This is a genomic window from Kitasatospora sp. MBT63, assembly GCF_000710465.2.
Lineage (GTDB): Bacteria > Actinomycetota > Actinomycetes > Streptomycetales > Streptomycetaceae > Kitasatospora.
Genome location: NZ_JAIZ01000105.1, coordinates 42970 through 63889 on the forward strand (window position 1 = coordinate 42970; position 20920 = coordinate 63889).

Consider the following 20920-nt stretch of genomic DNA (forward strand, 5'->3'; position numbering starts at 1 on the left):
CCTCCGGGTCAGAAGGGCGGGTTGAGGGAGTAGGCCGGCTCGCCGGGCGGGCGCCAGCGCCAGAGGCGGCGGGCGAGCCACAGCGGCGGGTGCCAGGTGGCGAGCACCAGGTCCGGGTCCCAGCAGTCGCAGCGGGCGTAATCGGTGCCCGCGTACTCGCCGGTCTCGTCGCCGTAGTCGCTGAACCAGGTGCCGGCTCCCCCGCACCAGGTGCAGTACGGCAGCGGGGTGTCGGCGAGCTGCAGGCGCGGCAGCGGGTACGGCTCGTAGCGGACCCGCAGGCGGGTGCGTGGCAGCGGCAGGAGGAACCAGCCGTGGCCGTCCGGTCGCTGGAGCTCGAGGGCCGGGATCGGGTCGGTGACCCGGACCAGGCGCAGCGGCCATCGGGGCCCCGGTCGCGGGGCGGGGCCGAGGTGCTGAGGGAAGGTCACCGGGGTTCCCCTTTCGTGGTGGTGCGGGCGGCGGCCAGGCGGGTGGTGCGCAGTCGGCGCGCGCGGCGGTAGCGGCGGCGGACGGAGCGCAGGGCGCCGCGGAAGACGTCCGCGAATGCCCAGACCGCGAGGCCGGTCCAGCAGGTGAGGATGAGCAGGGTGCCGATCAGGCCGCGGGACATCAGTCCTCCCACTGGGGGTCGTAGGTGGTGCGGATCTCCAGGGCGTGGACCATGAACGCGGTGTCCCGCTCGGCGCCCTCGACGTCCACGGCGTACATCCGCAGTACGGCGTCGTCGTCGGGCTGCTCCGGGTACCAGCGGAAGCCGGCGGGCAGGCCCACGGTCATGCGGTAGTGGTCCTCGCAGCGGGCCCGGGCGACCTCGGCGGCGGCGAACAGCCCGAGGCCGATCGACGCGACCTCGGCCCGCCACGGCGCGGCGCCAGCCGCGGCCGCCAGCTCCGCGATCCGGCCGCGCAGGCGATCGTTGTCGGCGAGCAACGCGGCGCAGCGGGACCGGGCGTTCCGGGCGACTCGGTCCAGCGCGACCATCCGGGCCCGCTCTGCTTCGCGCTCGGCCTGGAGCTGCGGCACCAGCAGCTGGTAGGACTCCAGCGTGCGGCGCTCGGCGCCGGACAGGCCCTCGGTCGCGTCGGCGGTCACTCGGCACCGTCCTCGGGCCGGGGTGCAGTGATCAGGGTGAACAGCTCGACGGGGATGCCGCCGACCTCGGCGCGGGCGACGTAGTGCCGGGCGCCGGTGGCCCAGGTCTCGCAGGTGACCTCGGTGCCGAGCTCAGCAGCCCAGGCGGTGAGGGTGTCCAGGTCCCGGTGCGTGCTGATCCTGATCTCGGGCTCCCCCGGGGCCCAGGGGGTGCAGGCGATCTCGACCGACCGCGGGGCGGGGTCGAGGCGGACGACCAACGTGGGGAGCAGTGTGAGGGCCCGCAGGTAGCTGCCCTGCTGGAGCTGGGAGTCGGTGGTCACGCGGTCACCAGCTCTCGGGCCGGGACGGGGGTGCCGAGGGGCGCGCTGGCGTGCAGGCAGACCGAGTAGTCGCCGATCACGACGGTGGCGCGCCACACGGTCCGCGGGCCGGACGGCGTGTCGTGGTCACTGACCAGGACGATGTACCGGCCGGGCAGCGTGCTGCACCAGGCCTGGAGCACGCGGTACGCAGCGTCGTCCTCGGACCGGACCTGGCCGTCGATGATGCCGGCGCCGTGGCCGATCCAGCGGGCGCTCAGCCCGTGGTCGGCGCCGATGGCGACCGCGCGGCGGATCAGCTCCGCGGCGAGGCGGGCACCCTCGGCCGGCTCGGCGGGCTGGGGGGCCACCGTGGTGGCGGGGATCATGGCGGGGATAGGCTGCATGTGCGGCCTGCCTCCTTCGTAGGGGTGATCGGTGGGCCGGGCGCCGTCCCTGGAGTCCAAGCCGGGGGCGGCCGACCCATGTCTGGGGTCGATCAGGCGGAGCGCTGGCGGCCGATGGCGGCCGGGTCGATCTCGCCGGCGGCGGAGAGCTCGCGGATGTGCGCAGCGGTGAAGCGCGTCTGGCCGGCGATGAAGGTGCATCGCACGGTCCGGGCCGCGACGCGGCCGGCGAGCCAGCGCTTGGACACTCCGAGCAGCTCGCAGACCTGCTCGATGGAGTAGTGGCGCAGCTCTGCGGCCTCGTCCGTGTCGGCCGCCGCGGTGGCGGGGGCCTTGCGGGGCCTGGTCTTGGTGGCCGTCGTCACGACGATTCCTCCCTGTTGATTGCTGCGACCGGCACGTCGAGCGCGGCGGCGACCGTCCGCAGCGTCGTCTCGCTGGCACCCGCCAGCCCCCGCTCGATGCGGGAGAGGTGCGACGGGTCCCGCGAGATGCGCGCAGCAAGCCCGCGGATGCTCAGTTTCCTGGCCTCTCTAAAGGCCCGGATTGCCGTGCCGTTCGGTGTCACGTGATGAAACGTAGCGCAGCGCGATGCACGTGGCAACAGTCATGCCCAGTTTCATGACATCAACTCTTGTCGCACGTTCGTTCGACCGGCGTCCGGGATGCCCGCTGTGCTCGGTTTGATGCAACAGCGATGTGCCGAAACGCACCCTTAAGGGCAGGTCAAGGGGCCGGATCTGTGCTGTTCCGTTGCATGTGCGTGCGGCATGATGGCCCCCATGGAGACAGACTGGGCGCGGCTGGGCAGCGAGCTCCGGGCCGCCCGCGTCGCGAGCGGCCGCACGCAGGGCGAGCTCGGGGCCAGCATCGGCGTAGTCCGCAACTCGATCGCCACCGTGGAGAGCGGCGGGTCGCGGCGCATCACCTCGACCATCCGCAGCTACGCCCGCGAGGTCGGGTGGCTGGACGGATCGATCGAGCAGGTTCTGGCCGGCGGAGACCCGGTCCTGGCCGCCGACCCCGCGCCCCGGGAAACGGGGCCGCCACCGGGCCAGCCCGAGCCGACGGAGCTCGAACTCGCCATCGCTCGACAGCTCGTGGCCCGGCTGTCGCCACGAGTCCTCCAGGAGCTGGCCGACGGCCATGTGATCGATACCGACGTCCTGGACCTGCGTGAGGATGGATCGGTGGCGGTGATGGCGCTTGTCATCGAACGCGGGGAGGAGCCGCCTGCCCCGGCCCAGGTGCGCGACGACCTCCAGGCCTGGAGCCAGGTGCAGCGGGACATGCGCCGGGCCGTGACCGACCGGCACAGGATGTCGGTCGAACATTCAACCGATCAGCCTTCACAGAAGTAGGGCACTCCGCTACGGTTAGTGCACCTGCGAGGGAGGGTGGCACCGGTCTCGGCCAGGTAAGGGGGACCGCGTGGAGCACCCGCGGATCCGCGTCAAGCGTGCCCCGGCGCTGCCGCGCCAGGGCGCGATCGTCTACTTCGACGGGACGGAGCTCCAGAGCACCCACACACTGATCGTCTGGGTGTTGGAGTCCAGGCTGAAGGCCGAAGACGTTCCCGCGCTGGAGCGCGCGCTCCAGGGCGACACCGACCAGCTCGTCAGCGAACTTGTTGGCGCGGGGGTCTGAGGATGGCTCACGCGGAGAAGCGCGGGAAGGTCTGGCGCGTCAAGTACAAGGTCCACGGCAAGTGGGAGTCAGCCAGCAAGGACGACTTCGGGAACCGGTTCGCCACGGAGCGACTGGCGGAACAGTACGGCCAGGCGCTGGAGGCCGACGCCCGCCGCGGCAAACGGTTCGTCAACCCCACCGACGGCAAGATCACGATGGCGGAGTACGCCGAAGCGTGGCTGGAGTCGATCGATGTCGGAGCCCTGAGCGACGGGACCTACCGATCGCGCATCCGCTCGCAGATCCTCCCCGAGTGGGGGACGACCGATCTCCGGGACATCACGGTGCTCGGGTACCGGGCCTGGAAGAAGCGGCTCAGCGCGGCGCACAAGCCGAACTACGTCTCGGCCATCGAGGGCCTGTTCCGTCTGATGCTCGAGGACGCGGTGGCCCAGAAGCTGATCGACACGAATCCGGTGCCGTCCGGCAAGGCGGCCAAGCGCGGCAGGTACCAGCCCCCGCCCGGGGCCGGCCAGGACAGCTACATCTTCCCCACCCCTTTCCAGGCGCTCTGCGTGGCCGAGAACGCACGGACGGCCCGCGATTTCATGGGCTACGTCATGGTCCTCACCATGGCCTACTCGGGGATGCGCATTGGTGAGATCTCGGGCCTGCTCAAGGACCGGCTGTGGCTGTCGGACGACCCGTACGGCAGCGCCATTCGGGTCGACTACCAGGGGCAGTGGATCAAAGGGAAGGGCTGGCAGCTGATCCCGCCCAAGTACGCCTCGTACAGGACCTTGATCCTTCCGCCGTTCCTGGCCGAGCTGCTGCGCGAGCTGCGGGACAGCACGGACTCGCAGTACGTGTTCACGTCGGTCACCGGCAGGAACCTGCGGGTCGACGATCAGTTCTACGGCGAGTTCTGGCACCCCGTTGTGGACGGCCGACCGGCCGAGCCTCAGCGGAAGGGCACCCGGGGGCGGCCGGCCCTGAGACCGGTGGAGGGCGTACGAGGGATGGTGCCGCACGGCACGCGGCACGGGCACAAGGTGTGGCTGGACGAGGACGGCCACAGCAGGGTCGCCGTGGAGACCCGCATGGGGCACAAGTCCGCGACGGTCGAGGCTCTCTACTCCCATGTGACCCCCGAGATGGAGCGCCGGGTGGCTCAGAGCCTCCAGGCCCGGTGGGAGCGATCGCTGGGGGTCGCCCGGACCACGTGGGCCGTGTGGGAGCCAGCTTGGGAGATGATCTCCCAGGAATCTCCCATCGCCCGCATCCCGGTGCCGAGCGCGGCGTCTCAGTCAGCCTCGGCGGTAGCGGGCTGAACGTGCCGTGACCTGGCATCTCTCCATACTGACGGCTAGTCTGGAGACAGTTCTCCCAGGCCGTCGCCGCCGAGTTCCACCACAGATCGACGCCATCTTCTGGGAGACCAAGAAGGCCTGATCACGGCAGCCACTGCCCCGGCGGAGCCCCGGCCCGCCGGGGCAGTGGCGTACCCGGCCATACCCTGCGGACCGGCGCCGCGTCCAGGGCCGGAAGGTCCCCGCGCGGGCCGCCGTAGGGGCAGAAAGTCCTTCCCGGCCCGGCCCCGCGTCCGAGTACGCTCGCCATATGATCCGCACCGCCGTCACCGCCGACGTCCCCGTCATCCACGCCCTGATCCGCGAGCTGGCCGAGTACGAGAAGGCCCCGCAGGAGGCCAGGGCCACCGAGGAGCAGCTGCAGGACGCGCTGTTCGGTGCGCACCCGGCACTGTTCGGCCTGATCGCCGAGGACGACGCGACCGGGGAGCCGGTCGGTTTCGCGCTGTGGTTCCGCAACTTCTCCACCTGGCGCGGGACCCACGGGGTGTACCTGGAGGACCTGTACGTCCGTCCGGGCAACCGCGGCGGCGGCCACGGCAAGGCGCTGCTGACCGAGCTGGCCCGGATCTGCGTCGAGCGCGGCTACTCCCGGATGGAGTGGTCGGTGCTGGACTGGAACGCGCCGTCGATCGGTTTCTACAAGTCGCTGGGCGCCGTCCCGATGGACGGCTGGACCGTCTACCGGCTCACCGACGAGCCGCTCGCGGCGCTCGGATCGACCCCGCGCTGAGCCCGTGGCGGCCGTCGGGTTCGCTCGTTCCCGTGACGGTGGCCGAAGATCACGACATCTGTCCCCCGATCGCGGTAACGTCACGGGCGGATGCACGGCGTTCCGGCCCTTCCCAGTGGGTATGACCGGAACGTACCGCACCACCGCTGCGCACAGTTGGGGCGAAGCAGTTGAGCCATGCAAGAGGAAGTGCCGCGGCCGTTCGGCCGCAAGCACCGCGCGTCACCCAGGAGGTGAGGGTGTCCCAGATCGACGGCGAGCCCGGAGTGAAGGACTTCGTGGAGGTCCGGCTGCCCGCTGCGGGGGCCTACCTCTCGGTGCTGCGAACGGCGACAGCCGGTCTCGCGGCCCGGTTGGACTTCACCCTGGACGAGATCGAGGATCTCCGGATCGCGGTGGACGAAGCCTGCGCCATCCTGCTCCAGCAGGCTGTCCCGGGTTCCGTCCTGAGCTGCGAGTTCCGGCTGGTCGGCGACTCCCTGCGGGTCACGGTCAGCGCACCGACCACGGACGGGCGGGCCCCCGAGCGGGACACCTTCGCCTGGACGGTGCTCTCCGCGCTGGCGGGCGAGGTGGAGTCCTCGGTCGAGGCGGACAACACGGTCAGCATCAGCCTGCACAAGAAGCGCGGCGGGTCGTCCACCCCGGCGTAGCCCGTCGTGCCGCAGTATCCGCCGTACGCACGGTGTCGTATTCACCGCGCGTACGGCGCCCCGTATCGCAGTGCTCTGCGGTACAACCAGTGAGAAGTGCTCCCGGAACGGAACGGGTGATCGCCGTGAGTGATCTGGACCGCACAGCTGCCGCCGCCGGCGCGGCCGCCGCCGACCTGACCGTCCGTGCCGAGTCCGCGGTCCTCGACCGCGGTACGGCCGGCCCTGCCGTACCGCCGCAGGCGAGCGCCGCCCGCACCGCCGCCCAACCCGACGCGCACCCGAAGGACTCCCACCGGATGACCCAGCCGACCGATCCGACGCCCGAGCGGCCCGAGGCGGTGCCCGCGGGCCAGAGCGACGCGGACGGGCTCAGGGCCGCCGCGGAGGCCGTCCGCGGCGCCGTGCCCGCCCAGGGGCACCGCTCGGGCGCGCCGGACCGGGAGGCCGCACGGGCCCTGTTCGTGCGGCTGGCCGCGCTGCCGGAGGGGTCCACCGAGCGGGTGGAGATCCGCAACCAGCTGGTGCGGATGCACATCCCGCTGGTCGAGCACCTCGCCCGGCGGTTCCGCAACCGGGGCGAGCCGCTGGACGACCTGACCCAGGTCGCCACCATCGGTCTGATCAAGTCGGTGGACCGGTTCGACCACGAGCGCGGGGTGGAGTTCTCCACCTACGCCACGCCCACCATCGTCGGTGAGATCAAGCGGCACTTCCGGGACAAGGGCTGGGCCGTCCGCGTCCCGCGCCGCCTCCAGGAGCTGCGGCTCTCACTCACCACGGCGACCAGCGAGCTCTCCCAGCGGCACGGCCGCTCCCCCACGGTGCACGAGCTGGCGGAGCACCTGGGGATCTCCGAGGAGGACGTGCTGGAGGGCCTGGAGTCCGCCAACGCGTACTCCACCCTGTCGCTGGACGTGCCGGACAGCGACGACGAGTCGCCGGCCGTCGCGGACACCCTGGGCGCCACCGACGAGGCGTTGGAGGGCGTGGAGTACCGGGAGTCGCTCAAGCCGCTGCTGGCCCAGCTGCCGCCGCGCGAGCAGAAGATCCTGGTGCTCCGGTTCTTCCGGAACATGACCCAGTCGCAGATCGCCGCCGAGGTGGGCATCTCGCAGATGCACGTCTCCAGACTGCTCGCCCGCACCCTCGCGCAGCTGCGGGAGAAGCTGCTCGTCGAGGAGTGAGACCGGGCGCGGACACGCCGACGGCCGGAGGGAAGAACCCTCCGGCCGTCGGCGTGTCGGGGCCCGGGGGCGGGCCTCAGTCCTGCGGGCGGTACAGCAGTGCGGTCACCTTGGGGTTGAGCAGCGCCACGATGCCGGTCAGGCCCAGCACGGCGACGGCCACCGCGGCGCCGGCCATCGCACCGCCGGACTGCCCCATGTAGTAGGCGACCGGCAGGCAGATCGAGTTGGTGAGCACCGCCGGGCTGCGGCCCCAGCGGCGGCCGAGCAGCAGCGCCCGGCCGGCCAGCAGCGGGAGCAGGCCCATCAGCAGCAGCACCACGCCGCCGGCCTCACTGCGCCCGAGCGCCGCCGGGTCGCCGGCCAGTCCGGCGACGAGGTCGTAGACGCCCCATCCGGCCAGGGCGACGCCCTCCAGGACGGTGATACCGGCGCCGAGCAGCAGCGGGGCGGGCCGGGCGGGCACGGGGGCGGGAGCGGGGGATTCTGCGGTCACTCCAGCAGGGTAACCGCCGTCCCTCCGGTACCGACCCGTAGGCTGGCGCAATGCGCGCTCTCCTGGTCGTGAACCCCAAGGCGACCACCACCAGCACCAGGACCCGGGACGTGCTCACCCATGCGCTGCGCAGCGATCTGAAGCTGGACGTCGCACACACCGAGTACCGGGGCCATGCGCGCGACCTGGCCCGGGACGCGGCCGCCGAGGGCGCGGTGGACCTGGTGGTGGCGCTGGGGGGCGACGGCACGGTCAACGAGGTGGTCAACGGGCTGCTGGCGCAGGGCCCTTCGGAGCGGGTGCCGCGGCTGGCGGTGGTGCCGGGGGGCAGCACCAACGTGTTCGCCCGGGCGCTCGGGCTGCCCAACGACCCGGTGGAGGCGACCGGCGCGCTGCTGGACGCGCTGGCCCACGGGCGGGAGCGGGCGATCGGGCTCGGCAAGGCGATGACCGAGGGGCTGCCGGACCGCTGGTTCACCTTCACCGCGGGCCTCGGCTTCGACGCGGGCGTGGTCGGCAGGGTGGAGCAGCAGCGCCGGGCCGGGCGCAAGTCCACCCACGCGCTGTACGTGAACCAGGCGCTCCGGCACTACGTCACTGAGCGTGAACATCGCCGTTCGGGCCCCGTCACCCTGGAAATGCATGGGCAGGAGCCGGTTCCGAGCCTGGTCCTGGCCATAGTCTCCAACACCTCGCCATGGACCTACCTGGGCAGCCGCCCGGTGCTCCCCTCCCCCTCCGCCTCCTTCGACACCGACCTCGACGTCTTCGGCATCACTCGAATGACGGCGTTCGGCACGGCTCGAACGGTCCGTCAGATTCTGCGCTCGCACGCCCCTGCGGACGGGGCCGCCAAGGCCTCCGGGCCGAGCGGCAAGCACGTCGTCTCCTATCACGACGTCCGGCACTTCACCTTGGTTTCACAGGAACCGGCCCCGTTTCAGGTCGACGGGGACCATCTTGGAGACAGGAGTCGCGTCAGTTTCACAGGCGTTCGGCGGGCACTGCGTGTGATTGTGTGACCAGAAGGGGGTCCCGCCCTTCTTCTCGAACGCGCTAGCCCCCTTCACTCCATAGAAGTACGGGCTGTGAGCTAGGCGACACCGAAGAATCAAAAATTCCTCCCCGAAGGGGGTTGTATCCGAGCCCGAGGTTTGCGAACCTCTACATGGCGATCGGGACACGTCGCAGCGACAGCGAGAACCAGCCCTCACGGGCGTGGCCGTGGCGAATCCCTTGATAGCCGGAACCCCACCCCAGCACAGACCACCCGGGCCCGATGGGCCTTTGGTCCCTTTTGCTGTTGCGGGATTCGTGAAAGCGTTCACATTCACAAGCCATCGAGTGTGTCGGCCGGGCCACAGCCCGGCGACCGGAGGAGTTGGACGACCATGGACTGGCGCCACCGCGCTGTCTGCCGCGAAGAGGACCCGGAGCTGTTCTTCCCGATCGGGAACACCGGTCCTGCTCTGCTGCAGATCGAGGAAGCCAAGGCCGTGTGCCGCCGCTGTCCCGTCATGGAGCAGTGCCTGCAGTGGGCGCTGGAGACCGGCCAGGACGCCGGCGTCTGGGGCGGCATGAGCGAGGACGAGCGTCGCGCGATGAAGCGTCGTGCCGCCCGCAACCGCGCCCGCACCGCCTGACACATCGTCAAGCAGCAACCCGATCAACCCATGATCAAGGGCTCCGCCGCATCGGACGGCCGAGCCTTCCGCTCAACGGACCGCGTCTCGGCGAGGTCCCACGACGCGAGCGGCCCAGGCACTTGATACTGCTCACTGAGAGCAATATCGTGGAGCCCAGGCGCTCACCGTGTGCAACACACGGGGCGGGCGTCGCGCCACCCAGAGCCCCCGTTCCGGCCGACTCCCCCCGACGGCCGGAGCGGGTCGAGAGGCCCTGTCGACCCACCCCCCCGGTCGACAGGGCCTCGTTTCGCTCTCCACCGCCTGCCGCGGGGCCCGAGCGGCCCCACCGCTACGGGACCGGGATCTCCAGGACCACCTTGGTGCCGCCGCCCGGCGCCGCGACCATGTCGAAGGTGCCGCCGAGTTCGCCGGTCACCAGGGTGCGGACGATCTGCAGCCCGAGGTTGCCGCCCTGCTGGGGGTCGAACCCCTCCGGTACGCCCTTGCCGTCGTCCTGCACCGTGATCAGCAGGTACTCGTCCGGCTTGGCCCCGCCGTTCCAGCTGTCCGACCAGCCCATCCCGGTCGCGGGGGCGCGCCCGCGCAACGCGCTGACCTCAAGATTTCCCGAGGCGGACGGGCCGAAGGCATGCTCCAGGGCGTTCTGCAGCACCTCGGTGAGGATCATCGCCAGCGGGGTGGAGATCTCCGCCGAGAGGATGCCGAAGCTGCCGGTGCGCCGGGCCACCACTCGGCCGTCCTGGGACAGCTCCACGCACATCGCCAGCACCCGGTCGGCGATCTCGTCGAAGGCGACCTGCTCGTCCAGCGCCTGGGAGAGCGTCTCGTGCACGATCGCGATCGAGCCGACCCGCCGGACCGCCTCGTCCAGCGCGGCACGGCCGGCGTCCGAGTCCATCCGCCGGGACTGCAGCCGCAGCAGCGCCGCGACCGTCTGCAGGTTGTTCTTCACCCGGTGGTGGATCTCCCGGATGGTGGCGTCCTTGGTCATCAGCTCCCGGTCACGGCGGCGCAGTTCGGTGACGTCCCGGCAGAGCACCAGCGAGCCGGTGAGCTGGCCCTTGGGCTTGAGCGGGATGGTCCGCAGCGTCACCACGCCGCCCTGCGCCTCCACCTCGGTCTGCCGGGGGGCCCAGCCGCTGGCCATCTTGACCAGCGCCTCGTGCACCGCGCCGCGCGAGGGCGGCACCAACTCGGCGGTGGTACGGCCCAGGTGGCTGCCGACCAGGTCGGTGGAGAGCCCGATCCGGTGGTAGGCGGAGAGCGCGTTGGGGCTGGCGTAGGTGACCACGCCGTCCACGTCCAGCCGGATCAGGCCGTCGCCGACCCGCGGCGCCGCGTCCATGTCGACCTGCTCCCCCGGGTACGGGAAGGTGCCGGCCGCGATCATCTGGGCCAGGTCGGAGGCGCTCTGCAGGTACGTGAGCTCCAGCCGGCTGGGGGTGCGGACGGTCAGCAGGTTGGTGTTGCGGGCGATCACGCCCAGCACCCGCCCCTCCCGGCGGACCGGGATGGACTCCACCCGGACCGGCACCTCCTCGCGCCACTCCGGGTCGCCCTCGCGGACGATCCGGCCTTCGTCGAAGGCGGCGTCGAGCAGCGGCCGGCGGCCACGCGGGACGAGGTGGCCGACCATGTCGTCGTGGTACGAGGTGGGGCCGGTGTTGGGCCGCATCTGGGCCACCGAGACGTAGCGGATGCCGTCCCAGGTGGGGATCCACAGGACCAGGTCCGCGAAGGAGAGGTCGGAGAGCAGCTGCCACTCCGAGACCAGCAGGTGGAGCCACTCCACGTCGGCACCGGTGAGGGTGGTGTGGCGGCGGACGAGTTCGTTCAGCGAGGGCACAGCCCGAGCCTAGTCACCCGGCCCGGGCGGCGGCCTGCCGGAGTAGCCCGCCGCGTTGTCCAGACCAATTCCGGCCCTGCCCTGGACAACCCAGATTGGTCTAGTCCACAATGAAGACGCACCAAGGAGAAGCCCCCCGCGCACACTGCCCTGACCGCGCGAGGCGACTCCTCGGTCGGGCGCCGCCGGAGTGGGAGTCCCGCACAACTCCCGCCTCTCCAGGCGCCCGACGACAGCTCCGGGCTGCGGTGCCGCACAGGTTGAGGGTCCTGTGTCGGCGCCGTGGCCCGTAGTGCTTTCCGCCTCCGGCGCGGCGCTCAGAGCGGGCAGGCGGCCAGCCACGAAAGGGGCGCGGGGAACTGCGCGAAACCGGGAGAGTGCGGCGCCGCACCTACCCGCGCGCAGTTCCGCCCCCAGCCTCCGGCCGGGGTCAGTGGGTTTCGGTGACCTTGGCGAGGGCGCGGGGGGCGTCCGGGTCCTGGCCGCGGGCGATGGTGACCTCGTAGGCGAGCAGTTGCAGCGGGAGGATCTCCAGGATCGGCTGGACCTCCTCGGGCACCCCGGCCGGCAGGACGAAGCCCGCCGACGCGGCGTCCACCTGCTCCCGCTGACCGACCACCACCAGGTCCGCACCGCGCCCCCGCAACCGGTCCAGCACCGGCTGCAGCGCCTCGCCGCCCTTGCCGTCCGGCACGATCGCGATCACCGGCGAGACGTTGTCGACCATGGCCAGCGGCCCGTGCAGCAGGTCCGCGCCGGAGAACGGGCTGGCCGGGATGTAGGTGGTCTCCATCAGCTTCAGCGCCGCCTCCCGGGCGGTCGGGTAGCCGTACCCGCGCGAGGTGATCACCAGCCGCTGGGCGAAGCGGTACCGCTCGGCCAGCGCCTTCACCTCGGCCTGCCGGGCGAGCACCCCGGCGGCCAGCCTCGGCAGCGCCCCGGCCGCCGCGCCGTCGCCCCCGCGCAGCCCCTCGACCAGCAGGTAGAGGGCGAGCAGTTCGGCGGTGTAGGTCTTGGTGGCCGGAAGGGCCTTCTCCGGTCCGGCGAGGACGTCGATGTGGAACTCGGAGACCTCGGCCAGCGGCGAGGCCGCGTTGTTGGTGACCGCCAGGGTGATCGCGCCGGCCTCGCGGGCGGCCTTGGTGGAGGCGACCAGGTCGGGCGAGCCGCCGGACTGGCTGACGGTGATCACCAGCACGTCGGTCAGGTCGGGCCGGGCCCCGTACGCGGTGGTGGTGGACATCGAGGTGAGGCCGGCCGGCTTGGCGAGCAGGACCTCGATCAGGTACTTCGCGTACAGCGCCGCGTTGTCGGAGGTGCCGCGCCCGGTGAGCAGGAAGAAGCGGGGGGCGCGGGCGGCGATCTCGGCGGCGATCCGGCGGATCTTCGGGGCGCCCTCGTCGAGGATGCGCCGCAGGACGGCCGGCTGCTCGGCCATCTCGGCCGCCATGATCCTGCCGGGTGCCGGGGAGAGGGCGTGAGGGTCGGACATCTGGTGTGCCTCCGATGAGATGGGTCGACCCCGACCGGACGGCTGCCCGGCGGGGACCTCTACGGCGGCGAGTCCGCACACTCGCTGCGGGCGCCGGTCGGGCCGGCGTCCACGGTGATCCTACGGGGGCGGCACCCGCCGGGCACGGGTGCCGCCGCGGTCTCAGGACGGGTTGTTGATCAGCTGGTCGATCTGCGCGTCGGCGGCCTTGGAGGCGTCTTCCACCGACTTCCCCTTGAGGATGTCGTTCAACATGTTGACCAGCACGTTCTGCTTCTCGACCGCGCCCCAGCCGGGCGCCATCGGGATGAACCAGGCATCCGGTACCGCGTTCGCGGCGGCGGCGGTCGCGGGCTTGGAGCGCAGCGGGGCCAGCTGGTTGAGGTTGTTCGGCAGGGTGTCCTTGTCGACCAGCATCTGCTGGGACTTGGCGGAGGTGAACATCCGGATCCAGTCCGCGGCGAGCGCGGGCGCCTGGGACTTGGCGGTGACGGCGAGGTCGGAGCCGCCGATGAAGGAGGGCAGCGGCTTGCCGTTCGGGCCGGGCATGCCGGCCAGCTTGACGGTGTCCTTCAGCTTGGGGTCGCCGGTGATCGCTGCGGTGGCGACCGAGACCTCCCAGCCGTTGCCGTACAGCATCGCGGCCTTCCCGCGGCCCAGCACGTTGGCCTGGTTGAGCTCGTTGACCTTCCAGTCGCCGTGGTTGTACTTCTTCACCAGGTCGACGAAGTGCTGGATGCCCTGCTGGGACTTGGGGTCGCTGAGCGTGCCGTGCCAGGTGCCGGCGCTGTCGAAGCGGGCGATGGCGCCGCCGTAGGCCGTGACGTAGGACATCGCCGCGTACCAGTAGGGGCCGGGGAGGTAGAGCGCGGAGAATCCCGCGGTGCCCTTGTTCTTGGCCTGGATCTTGTCGAGCGCCGCGAACAGTTCGTCCTCGGTCCTGGGGACCTCCGCGCTGCCGGTCGCGTCCTGGAACAGCTGCGAGTTGAAGATGCCCACCCGGGCGCCCGCGTAGTACGGGACGCAGTAGAGCTTGTCCTGGTAGGTGCAGGTGTCGGTGAGGGCCTTGATCCAGCTGTCCGAGTTCTCGAAGGTGGTCCGGTCCACCGGGTTGAGCGCGCCGGTGAGGATGTACTTCATGGTCTCGGTGTTGCCCAGTTCGACCACGTCCGGGGCGTTCCCGGCCTTGATCGCGGCGTCCAGGTTGGCGATCTTGTCGGTCCAGGTCTGGTAGCTCAGCCGGAGCTCGACCTTCGGGTACTTGGCCGCGAACTCGTCGTTGACCTGCTGGACCAGCTCCGGCCAGGTGGTCTGGGCCTCGTTCATCAGCCAGACGGTGACGCTGCCGGTGAGGTTCTTCGGATCCGTGGCCGCCGAGGCCGCCGCCCCGCCCGGTCCGGCCGAGGAGCAGCCGGCGACGGTGGACAGCAGTGCGGCGGCGCTCAGGGCGGCCAGGATCTGACGCTTCACGCAATTCCTCCGGGGACGGACGGGGGTCTGCGCAGTGGTACAGACCAGATTTCTCGGATCCTGGCCTAGACCACTTGTGGCGTCAACGCGCCGACGGGGCCCAAGTGACTTCCGTTGCAGACCCGTTGTCCAGTCTGAGCGGTGCGCGTCAAGAAATCCGTTTAGGGGCCGGTTGAGGACCCTTTAATGCCGGCTTAAGGAACCACCCGCCGGACCGGGGCCCGGCGGACCGCCGATCGGCGGTCCGGCGGCCACCGTCGGCCCGGTCGGTCAATTTGCCCCGTTCCAGGGGCTTTTGCGTGCCATGTTGGTCCGGACCAACCCCCGTTGGCCACCGACAGTGCACGGTCGCATCAAGCGTTGGTAACGGCTTGCCCCGACGCCTGGGGAACCCTTGACGCCCTTCATTGGTCCATGCCAATCTCCAGGCGTTGGTCTAAACCAATGGTCTACTCCACCGCACGGATTGCACCGCCGCCCGCGGCAGTTCGTATCCGCGCCATCCGGTGACATCCCCCCACAGGCACAACGACGCTCAGGGCGCAGGCCCGGCAGCCCGGTGCCATTCCTTGCTCATCCCTATGGAGGATGGTTTGAACCGCAAGATCGCAGCCGTGGCCGCCATTGCCACCGTGCTCGTCGCTTCCGCTTGCTCCTCGTCCGGTTCCAGCAGTGACGCCAAGCAGGCCACGCTCAGCAAGGACGGCAAGGGCAAGACCGTCACCGTCTGGCTGATGGACGACGCGCAGAAGGGCTGGCCGGCGGTTGTCGACGCGGCCAAGAAGCAGTTCGAGGACGAGACCGGCGCCACCCTGAAGATCGAGTGGCAGACCTGGACCAACTACACCACCAAGCTCGACACCGCGCTGCTGTCCGGCAACGCGCCCGACGCCCTGGAGCTCGGCAACACCCAGGCCGCCAAGTACATCGAGGCCGGCTCCTTCGTCGACCTGACCGGCGTCAAGGGCCAGTTCGACAACTCGGACAAGTGGCTGGACTCGCTGGCCGCCTCCGGCCAGAGCGCGGACGGCAGCAAGACCTACGCCGTGCCGTACTACGCCGGCGCCCGCGTGCTGATCTACCGCAAGGACCTGTTCGCCGCGGCCGGCGTCACCAACCCGCCGACCACCCTGGACGAGCTGAAGGCGGGCCTGGCCAAGGTCAAGGCCGCCAACGCGAACGTGCCCGGCTTCTCGGCCCTCTACATCCCCGGCCAGAACTGGTACACCGCCACCGCGTTCGGCGCCGGCACCTTCGGTGTCAAGAACGTCATCGCCAAGAAGGACGGCGACAAGTTCACCGGCACGCTGACCGACCCCAAGTTCGTCGACGGCATCAAGACCTGGAACGACCTGCAGAAGGAGTTCTCGGTCGGCGGCACCACCACCGACGAGGCCACCCAGGACGCCCTGATGGCCAAGGGCAACATCGCCGCGATCATCGGCGCCGGCTGGGAGGTCGGCTCGGTCGTCGACCCGAAGACCGGTGACCCGTCGCTGGCCGACAAGCTCGGCACCATCGCCCTCCCGGGCACCGCCGCCGGCGCCCCGACCCCGGCCTTCCTCGGCGGCTCCGACCTGGCCGTCCCGGCCAAGGCGGCCAACGCGGGCCTCGGCGCGACCTTCCTGCAGATCTACACCAACACCAAGCAGCAGACCGAGCTCGCCAAGTTCGCGATCCCGAACAACAAGACCCTGGTCGCCGCCTACAAGGCCGCCAAGCCGGAGAACAAGGCCGCCGGTGACGCGGCCGAGGGCTCGACCTGGTTCATCCCGAACTCGCCGCTGTGGTCCGGCGCCGACGAGACCGCGCTGAAGAACGCCTTCGGTGCGATCGCCGCCGGCGGCGACCCGGCCGCCGAGCTGAAGAAGGCTCAGGACACGATCGTCAAGGACCTGAACGGCTGAACCGGCTGACCGCAGCGTCCTGGGGAGCCCGCCGGGGCCCCCGGGCCTGCACACACTGAGCGCCGAGGGGGTGGGCAGTTCGCGGCAACCGCGGACTGCCCACCCGTGCGCCAGGACCCACCAGTTCCGCGGGCCCGGGAAGGACCCTGATGAGTGCGACTACCAACGAGGCCGTGACACGGTCCGACACGGCCGGGCCCGCCCCGGCGCCCAGGCCCGCGGCGCGCGGCTTCTTCGCGGCCGGCCGGCACATCCCGTACGCGCTGATCCTGCCGGCGGTCGCCGTGCTGCTGGGGATCATGGCGTACCCGCTGTTCAGACTGTTCGACCTGTCGTTCCAGAACATCAACCGGTACGCCTACATCGTCAACCCGTCGCTCGGGAAGTACATCGGGTTCGACGGCTTCGGCAAGATCCTCGGTGACGGCCAGTTCTGGCAGGTCGTGCTCCGCTCGGTCTACTTCACGGCCGAGCTGGTCATCCTCTCGATGGTGCTGGGCATGCTGTTCGCCCTGCTGCTGAACCGGGTCTCGAACTGGGTCAAGGTCACCGTCATCACCGTGCTGATGTTCGTCTGGGCGATCCCGGCCCTGGTCAGCGGCACCGTCTTCCGCTGGCTGTTCGCCAGCAACGGCGGCGTCGTCGACTACATCGGCTTCCTGCTCACCGGCGACGAGTCGGTCAAGCACTACGACTGGTTCGGCGACCCGACCGTCGGCCTCTACGTGGTCAGCGCCTCGGTGATCATCTGGGGCGCGCTGCCGTTCCTGGTGCTCGGCCTCAACGCCGCGCTCACCCAGGTGCCCAAGGAGCTGATGGAGGCCGCCAAGCTCGACGGCGCCGGCCCGCTGCAGGCCTTCCGGCACGTGGTCATCCCGGTGATCCGGCCGTTCCTGCTGGTCACCACGGCACTCAGCTTCATCTGGGACTTCCAGGTGTTCGCGCAGATCTTCTCGCTGCGCAACACCTCCCCCGAGGACGGCTACTGGACCATCGGGATCTACCTGTACGAGAAGGGCATCGTCGCCTCGAAGTACAGCGACAGCTCGGTGATCTCGATCGCCATGATCGTCCTCATGCTGGCGGTGCTGGTCTTCTACATCCGCCAGATGCTCAAGATCGGAGCCAACGAGCGATGACCACCCTCGACGTACAGCCGGCCCCGCAGGCCGAGCCGGCCGCGGCCACCGCCAAGGTCCGGGCCAAGGTCCGCGCCACCGGTGAGAGCCGGGCGATGACCTGGGTCTGGAACACCCTCGGGATCTGCTTCGCCGCCGTGATGGGCTTCCCGATCTACTGGATGATCATCACCACCTTCAAGACCAACCGGGACCTGATCTCCAAGGACCCGACCTTCTGGCCCAGCTCGTTCTCGTTCGACAGCTACTCGACGATCTTCGACGACAAGGCCTTCCTGCCGGCCCTGCAGAACACCGCCGTGATCACCCTCGGCTCGGTGCTGCTCGGCCTGGTGATCGGCTTCCTGGCCGCCGTCGGCGTGGCCCGCTTCAACTTCCGCGGCCGCAACTTCTTCATCGTCACCATGCTGGTGGTCCAGATGGTGCCGCTGCTGGCCATCCTGATCCCGCTCTACGTGGTGATGAACGAGGCCGGGCTGACCAGCACGCTCATCGGCGTGGTCCTCGCGTACCTGGTCTTCACCGTGCCGTACGTGGTCTGGACGCTGCGCTCGTTCATCGTCAACATCCCGGCCGAGCTGGACGAGGCGGCGATGGTCGACGGCTGCACCAAGTGGGGCGCCTTCTTCCGGATCATCCTGCCGCTCACCCTGCCCGGCCTGATCACCACCGGGGTCTACACCTGGATCCAGGCCTGGAACGAGTTCATCGTCGTCAACACCATGCTCAGCAGCGGCGGCAAGCAGACCTCGATGGCCTGGCTGACCTTCTACGCCACCACCCCCACCCGTGGCGCGGACTACGGCGCGCAGATGGCCGGCGCCCTGCTGGTCTCGGTGCCGGTGATCCTGCTGTTCGTGATCTTCCAGAAGAAGGTGTCGGCGGGCCTCACCGCCGGTGCGGTCAAGGGCTAGCCCTTCCTCACCCCACCGCACCTCCAGCACTTCTCATCCCCCAGGGAAGGAACCATGGCGACTCCTGGTACGGAAAGCGTCGAACTCCTGACGGACGCCGGAGCGGTCCTCCAGCCCGGTTTCGCCGGCCTGACCGCGCCCGACTGGCTGCGCCGCAGACTCGGCGAGGGCGAGCTGGGCGGGGTCGCCCTGTTCGGCCGCAACATCCGTACCCCGCAGCAGGTGGCCCGCCTGACCGGGGAGCTCTACGCGCTCAACCCGGACCTGCTGATCGCCACCGACGAGGAGGGCGGCGACGTCACCCGGCTGGAGGTGACCAGCGGCTCCTCGTACCCGGGCAACCTGGCGCTCGGCCGGGTCGACGACGTCGAGCTGACCGAGCGGGTGGCCCGCTCGATCGGCTTCGACCTCGCCAGCGTCGGGGTCAACCTGGACTACGCGCCGAGCGCGGACGTCAACTCCAACCCGGACAACCCGGTCATCGGGGTGCGCTCGTTCGGCGACGACGGCGAGCTCGCCGCCCGGCACACCGCCGCGTACGTGCGGGGCCTGCAGTCGGCCGGCGTCGCGGCCTGCGCCAAGCACTTCCCGGGCCACGGCGACACGGTCGGCGACTCGCACCTCGGGCTGCCCCGGATCGACCTGGGCCAGGACAAGTTCCAGCAGCACCTGCTGCCGTTCCGGGCCGCCATCGCGGCCGGCGTGAAGAGCATCATGACCGCGCACATCCTCTTCCCCGCCTACGACGAGCAGCTGCCCGCCACCATGTCCGCGGCGATCCTGACCGACCTGCTGCGCGGCGAACTCGGCTACGACGGCCTGATCGTCACCGACGGCATCGAGATGGGCGCCATCTCGGGCACCCACGGCGTGGCCTCCGGCACCGTCCAGGCCATCGCCGCCGGGGCCGACACCATCTGCGTGGGCGGCGGCCTGCACGACGAGGACGCCTTCCTGTACCTGCGCGACGCGCTGGTCTGGGCGGTCCGCGAGGGCCGGCTGCCGGCCGAGCGGCTGCACCGGGCCGCCGAGCGCAACCGGGCCGTGGCCCGCTGGTCGGCGGCGGTCCGCCGGTCCCGGGCGGGCACCCACGGCGAGGTCGGGATCGGCCTGGCCGCGGCCCGCCGGGCGCTGCGGGTGCACGGCGAGCTGCGGCCGCTCCAGGGGGTGCCGCACGTGGTGGAGTTCTCCCCCGGCGCCAACATCGCGGTCGGCGAGGAGACCCCCTGGGGCGTGGCCGGGCCGCTCGCCGAGCTGATCCCCGGCACCACCCGGGCCCGGGTCGGCGCCCCGGCCACCCGGATGGAGGGCTCCGGCCTGCTGCACGTCCCGGTCGCGGCCGAGGGCGCGGAGGTGGACGTCGCGCCGCTGCTCGGCGCCGCCGTCGGGCGCCGGCTGGTGCTGGTGGTCCGCGACGTCCACCGGCACCCGTGGATGCGCCGCGCCGCACTCGCCCTGGTCGAGGCCCGGCCGGACGCGGTGGTGGTCGAGATCGGCACCGCGCACGGCCTCGGCGAGCTGTTCGGGTCCCGCGGGGTGACCGTGCTGGCCACCCACGGCGGGTCCCGGGTGTGCGGGATCGCCGCCGCCGAGGCGCTCGCCGGGCTCGGGGTGCCGACCGCCCAGTGGGGCTGATCCGTTACCGTTCCTGCCGTCCCCCGCGGGTGCCCCGGCGGTTGCCGGGGGTTCCCGCCGGGGACGTCCGGATTTTGGTTGCAGAAGGGAACTCACGCCGACCGGCCCCCGCGTGCGACCATGTGCTGATAGATCGATGGAGGAGCCGGTGACGGCTGCACTGCGAGGAGTGAGAGCGGCCATGAGCGGCGACAGGGACACGGCGGACCTCCCCGGAGGAACCACGGTGCCGGCCCAGTCCGGACCTGCCACCGACACGGCGGCGAGGATCCCCAAGTACTACGGCCTGAAGCGGCACCTGCTGCAGCTGACGGAGGTTCAGCCGGCGGGCACGCCGGTACCGCCGGAGCGGGCCCTGGCGGCCCAGTTCGACACCTCCCGGACCACCGTCCGCCAGGCCCTGCAGGAGCTGGTGGTCGAGGGCCGGCTGGAGCGGATCCAGGGCAAGGGCACCTTCGTCGCCAAGCCCAAGGTCGCCCAGGCGCTGCAGCTGACCTCGTACACCGAGGACATGCGCGCCCAGGGGCTGGAGCCCACCTCCCGGCTGATCGAGCTCGGCTACATCACCGCCGACGACCGGCTCGCCCCGCTGCTGGACATCAAGCCCGGCGGCCGGGTGCTGCGGATCGAGCGGCTGCGGCTGGCCAACGGCGACCCGATGGCGATCGAGGTGGCGCACCTGTCGGCCAAGCGCTTCCCGGCGCTGCGCCGCAACCTCGCCAAGCACAACTCGCTGTACACCGCGCTGCGCGAGGTCTACGGCGTGACGGTGGCCGAGGCCGAGGAGACCATCGAGACCACCCTGGCCAACCCGCGCGAGGCCGGCCTGCTCGGCTCCGACCTGGGCCTGCCGATGCTCCAGCTGTCCCGGCACTCCTTCGACACCGAGGGCCGGCCGGTGGAGTGGGTGCGCTCGATCTACCGCGGCGACCGGTACAAGTTCATCACCCGGCTCAAGCGCCCGGAGTAGTCGGCGATTTGCCCGGATTCGACCGA

At 70.9% G+C, this 20920-nt stretch carries 24 protein-coding genes; 13 read left to right on the forward strand and 11 right to left on the reverse strand.

The genetic code is table 11. The annotated features are described in order from the left end of the window. Nucleotides 1-8 precede the first annotated feature (8 nt). The 7 genes from AA75_RS07020 to AA75_RS45265 form a co-directional block, all read right to left on the reverse strand. Nucleotides 9-431 (reverse strand): hypothetical protein, encoded by a 423-nt coding sequence (locus AA75_RS07020; protein ID WP_051811956.1) that lies wholly within the window; start codon nucleotides 429-431, stop codon nucleotides 9-11. Then, nucleotides 428-613 (reverse strand): hypothetical protein, encoded by a 186-nt coding sequence (locus tag AA75_RS07025; protein WP_033818905.1) that lies wholly within the window; start codon nucleotides 611-613, stop codon nucleotides 428-430. Before AA75_RS07025 ends, AA75_RS07020 begins: the two co-directional genes overlap by 4 nt. Next, on the reverse strand, nucleotides 613-1095 hold the full coding sequence (locus tag AA75_RS07030; protein WP_033818906.1) for a hypothetical protein: 483 nt from the start codon (nucleotides 1093-1095) through the stop codon (nucleotides 613-615). Before AA75_RS07030 ends, AA75_RS07025 begins: the two co-directional genes overlap by 1 nt. After that, nucleotides 1092-1418 (reverse strand): hypothetical protein, encoded by a 327-nt coding sequence (locus tag AA75_RS07035; protein WP_033818907.1) that lies wholly within the window; start codon nucleotides 1416-1418, stop codon nucleotides 1092-1094. The genes AA75_RS07030 and AA75_RS07035 overlap by 4 nt, the downstream gene beginning before the upstream one ends. Further along, a complete protein-coding gene (locus tag AA75_RS07040; RefSeq protein WP_149037984.1) occupies nucleotides 1415-1804 on the reverse strand; it encodes a hypothetical protein in 390 nt (129 codons plus the stop codon). The genes AA75_RS07035 and AA75_RS07040 overlap by 4 nt, the downstream gene beginning before the upstream one ends. Before the next feature lie 92 nt (nucleotides 1805-1896). Continuing rightward, a complete protein-coding gene (locus AA75_RS07045; protein ID WP_033818909.1) occupies nucleotides 1897-2169 on the reverse strand; it encodes a hypothetical protein in 273 nt (90 codons plus the stop codon). After that, nucleotides 2166-2372 carry a helix-turn-helix domain-containing protein gene (locus tag AA75_RS45265; protein ID WP_158515453.1) on the reverse strand — a complete coding sequence of 69 codons (207 nt, stop codon included), beginning with the start codon at nucleotides 2370-2372 and terminating at the stop codon, nucleotides 2166-2168. Before AA75_RS45265 ends, AA75_RS07045 begins: the two co-directional genes overlap by 4 nt. A 214-nt stretch (nucleotides 2373-2586) precedes the next feature. Here AA75_RS45265 and AA75_RS07050 point away from each other — a divergent pair, with 214 nt between their 5' ends. The 6 genes from AA75_RS07050 to AA75_RS07075 all read left to right on the forward strand — a co-directional run bounded on the left by AA75_RS07050 (nucleotide 2587) and on the right by AA75_RS07075 (nucleotide 7376). Further along, nucleotides 2587-3165: a helix-turn-helix transcriptional regulator gene (locus AA75_RS07050; protein ID WP_158515454.1), complete on the forward strand. Its 579-nt coding sequence runs from the start codon at nucleotides 2587-2589 to the stop codon at nucleotides 3163-3165. Between the two features lie 70 nt (nucleotides 3166-3235). Beyond that, nucleotides 3236-3451, forward strand: coding sequence for a hypothetical protein (locus tag AA75_RS07055; RefSeq protein ID WP_033818911.1), 216 nt, complete (start codon nucleotides 3236-3238; stop codon nucleotides 3449-3451). Between the two features lie 2 nt (nucleotides 3452-3453). Beyond that, nucleotides 3454-4764, forward strand: coding sequence for a site-specific integrase (locus AA75_RS07060; protein ID WP_033818912.1), 1311 nt, complete (start codon nucleotides 3454-3456; stop codon nucleotides 4762-4764). A gap of 289 nt (nucleotides 4765-5053) precedes the next feature. Then, on the forward strand, nucleotides 5054-5536 hold the full coding sequence (locus AA75_RS07065; protein ID WP_033818913.1) for a GNAT family N-acetyltransferase: 483 nt from the start codon (nucleotides 5054-5056) through the stop codon (nucleotides 5534-5536). A gap of 239 nt (nucleotides 5537-5775) precedes the next feature. Beyond that, complete coding sequence (locus AA75_RS07070) at nucleotides 5776-6189, forward strand: anti-sigma regulatory factor (protein WP_033818914.1); 414 nt, start codon at nucleotides 5776-5778, stop codon at nucleotides 6187-6189. Between the two features lie 125 nt (nucleotides 6190-6314). Next, nucleotides 6315-7376 (forward strand): RNA polymerase sigma factor SigF, encoded by a 1062-nt coding sequence (locus tag AA75_RS07075; RefSeq protein WP_233288946.1) that lies wholly within the window; start codon nucleotides 6315-6317, stop codon nucleotides 7374-7376. Between the two features lie 76 nt (nucleotides 7377-7452). Here AA75_RS07075 and AA75_RS07080 read toward each other — a convergent pair whose 3' ends face one another. After that, nucleotides 7453-7872, reverse strand: coding sequence for a hypothetical protein (locus AA75_RS07080; RefSeq protein WP_063794294.1), 420 nt, complete (start codon nucleotides 7870-7872; stop codon nucleotides 7453-7455). Between the two features lie 50 nt (nucleotides 7873-7922). Between AA75_RS07080 and AA75_RS07085 the strand changes: the two genes are divergently transcribed. Both AA75_RS07085 and AA75_RS07090 read left to right on the forward strand, forming a co-directional pair. Further along, nucleotides 7923-8894: a diacylglycerol kinase family protein gene (locus tag AA75_RS07085; RefSeq protein WP_033818915.1), complete on the forward strand. Its 972-nt coding sequence runs from the start codon at nucleotides 7923-7925 to the stop codon at nucleotides 8892-8894. 369 nt (nucleotides 8895-9263) lie between these two features. Further along, entirely contained in the window at nucleotides 9264-9515 is a 252-nt protein-coding gene (locus tag AA75_RS07090; RefSeq protein WP_014138019.1) for a WhiB family transcriptional regulator, read from the forward strand. Between the two features lie 334 nt (nucleotides 9516-9849). Here AA75_RS07090 and AA75_RS07095 read toward each other — a convergent pair whose 3' ends face one another. From AA75_RS07095 to AA75_RS07105, 3 genes are all read right to left on the reverse strand, one after another. Next, nucleotides 9850-11367, reverse strand: a complete 1518-nt coding sequence (locus AA75_RS07095) for a PAS domain-containing sensor histidine kinase (protein ID WP_033818916.1) — start codon at nucleotides 11365-11367, stop codon at nucleotides 9850-9852. A 430-nt stretch (nucleotides 11368-11797) separates the two neighbouring features. Then, entirely contained in the window at nucleotides 11798-12859 is a 1062-nt protein-coding gene (locus AA75_RS07100) for an SIS domain-containing protein (RefSeq protein ID WP_033818917.1), read from the reverse strand. 162 nt (nucleotides 12860-13021) lie between these two features. Then, nucleotides 13022-14329 carry an extracellular solute-binding protein gene (locus AA75_RS07105; protein WP_033818918.1) on the reverse strand — a complete coding sequence of 436 codons (1308 nt, stop codon included), beginning with the start codon at nucleotides 14327-14329 and terminating at the stop codon, nucleotides 13022-13024. Between the two features lie 593 nt (nucleotides 14330-14922). On the opposite strand from AA75_RS07105, the gene AA75_RS07110 reads away from it, so the two are divergent. From AA75_RS07110 to AA75_RS07130, 5 genes are all read left to right on the forward strand, one after another. After that, nucleotides 14923-16236: an extracellular solute-binding protein gene (locus AA75_RS07110; RefSeq protein WP_033818919.1), complete on the forward strand. Its 1314-nt coding sequence runs from the start codon at nucleotides 14923-14925 to the stop codon at nucleotides 16234-16236. 149 nt (nucleotides 16237-16385) lie between these two features. Further along, on the forward strand, nucleotides 16386-17375 hold the full coding sequence (locus AA75_RS07115; protein ID WP_033818920.1) for a carbohydrate ABC transporter permease: 990 nt from the start codon (nucleotides 16386-16388) through the stop codon (nucleotides 17373-17375). Then, nucleotides 17372-18289: a carbohydrate ABC transporter permease gene (locus tag AA75_RS07120; protein ID WP_033818921.1), complete on the forward strand. Its 918-nt coding sequence runs from the start codon at nucleotides 17372-17374 to the stop codon at nucleotides 18287-18289. The genes AA75_RS07115 and AA75_RS07120 overlap by 4 nt, the downstream gene beginning before the upstream one ends. A 54-nt stretch (nucleotides 18290-18343) precedes the next feature. Continuing rightward, a complete protein-coding gene (locus AA75_RS07125) occupies nucleotides 18344-19924 on the forward strand; it encodes a glycoside hydrolase family 3 protein (RefSeq protein ID WP_033818922.1) in 1581 nt (526 codons plus the stop codon). A gap of 181 nt (nucleotides 19925-20105) precedes the next feature. Further along, nucleotides 20106-20894: a GntR family transcriptional regulator gene (locus AA75_RS07130; protein ID WP_033818923.1), complete on the forward strand. Its 789-nt coding sequence runs from the start codon at nucleotides 20106-20108 to the stop codon at nucleotides 20892-20894. The last annotated feature ends 26 nt before the right edge of the window (nucleotides 20895-20920 follow it).

Excerpts from the sequence above, each read along its gene's own strand:
- AA75_RS07065 (WP_033818913.1), top strand. The coding sequence starts at position 5,054 with ATGATCCGCACCGCCGTCACCGCCGACGTCCCCGTCATCCACGCCCTG.
- AA75_RS07025 (WP_033818905.1), bottom strand. The coding sequence starts at position 613 with ATGTCCCGCGGCCTGATCGGCACCCTGCTCATCCTCACCTGCTGGACC.
- AA75_RS07040 (WP_149037984.1), bottom strand. The coding sequence starts at position 1,804 with ATGCAGCCTATCCCCGCCATGATCCCCGCCACCACGGTGGCCCCCCAG.
- AA75_RS07085 (WP_033818915.1), top strand. The coding sequence starts at position 7,923 with ATGCGCGCTCTCCTGGTCGTGAACCCCAAGGCGACCACCACCAGCACC.
- AA75_RS07060 (WP_033818912.1), top strand. The coding sequence starts at position 3,454 with ATGGCTCACGCGGAGAAGCGCGGGAAGGTCTGGCGCGTCAAGTACAAG.
- AA75_RS07120 (WP_033818921.1), top strand. The coding sequence starts at position 17,372 with ATGACCACCCTCGACGTACAGCCGGCCCCGCAGGCCGAGCCGGCCGCG.
- AA75_RS07115 (WP_033818920.1), top strand. The coding sequence starts at position 16,386 with ATGAGTGCGACTACCAACGAGGCCGTGACACGGTCCGACACGGCCGGG.
- AA75_RS07090 (WP_014138019.1), top strand. The coding sequence starts at position 9,264 with ATGGACTGGCGCCACCGCGCTGTCTGCCGCGAAGAGGACCCGGAGCTG.
- AA75_RS07100 (WP_033818917.1), bottom strand. The coding sequence starts at position 12,859 with ATGTCCGACCCTCACGCCCTCTCCCCGGCACCCGGCAGGATCATGGCG.
- AA75_RS07125 (WP_033818922.1), top strand. The coding sequence starts at position 18,344 with ATGGCGACTCCTGGTACGGAAAGCGTCGAACTCCTGACGGACGCCGGA.
- AA75_RS07050 (WP_158515454.1), top strand. The coding sequence starts at position 2,587 with ATGGAGACAGACTGGGCGCGGCTGGGCAGCGAGCTCCGGGCCGCCCGC.
- AA75_RS07130 (WP_033818923.1), top strand. The coding sequence starts at position 20,106 with ATGAGCGGCGACAGGGACACGGCGGACCTCCCCGGAGGAACCACGGTG.